At 56.7% G+C, this 714-nt stretch carries 1 protein-coding gene; it reads left to right on the top strand.

Features of this window, described 5'->3' with window-relative positions; all coding sequences use genetic code 11:
* Positions 1 to 126: 126 nt before the first annotated feature.
* Positions 127 to 690, top strand: coding sequence for a recombinase family protein (locus P353_RS27385; protein ID WP_034376683.1), 564 nt, complete (start codon positions 127 to 129; stop codon positions 688 to 690).
* Positions 691 to 714 lie beyond the last annotated feature (24 nt).

Raw genomic sequence — 714 nt, 5'->3', positions numbered from 1 at the left:
ATGCCCTAACCTGACGTCAGGACAGCCTACCCAGAAACGTCCGGATAGACTCCATCGCTTAATTTATTGACACAAGCTGCGCAAGGTCATAGATTTATTCCTGACACTTTTCTGTTTGGGGGCATCTTGCAAGGTCAACGTATCGGCTACGTCCGGGTCAGCAGCTTCGACCAAAACCCGGTGCGGCAACTGGAGCAGGTCGAAGTCGGAAAGGTGTTCACCGACAAGGCGTCGGGCAAGGACACCCAGCGCCCCGAGCTTGACTCACTGCTGGCCTTCGTGCGCGAAGGCGATACGGTAGTGGTGCACAGCATGGATCGCTTGGCCCGCAACCTCGATGACCTGCGCCGCCTTGTGCAAAAGCTGACCAGGCGCGGTGTGCGCATCGAGTTCGTCAAGGAATGCCTGACCTTCACTGGCGAGGACTCACCGATGGCGAACTTGATGTTGTCGGTTATGGGTGCGTTCGCCGAATTCGAGCGGGCGTTGATCCGTGAGCGACAGAAAGAAGGTATTGCGCTCGCCAAACAGCGCGGAGCTTACAGGGGCCGCAAAAAAGCGCTTTCGCCCGAACGCGCCGCTGAACTTCTGCAACGCGTCAAGGCCGGCGAGCAAAAGGCAAAGCTGGCCCGTGAATTTGGCATCAGCCGCGAAACGTTGTACCAGTACCTGCGCGAAATTGGAGCTTAACGTGCTTTATTTTCCGTTTTCTGA

It is taken from the genome of Comamonas testosteroni (assembly GCF_000761245.1).
Lineage (GTDB): Bacteria > Pseudomonadota > Gammaproteobacteria > Burkholderiales > Burkholderiaceae_C > Comamonas > Comamonas testosteroni_C.
The sequence above is the reverse complement of the archived record's forward strand: the minus strand, read 5'-3'. Positions and strand labels throughout refer to the sequence as shown.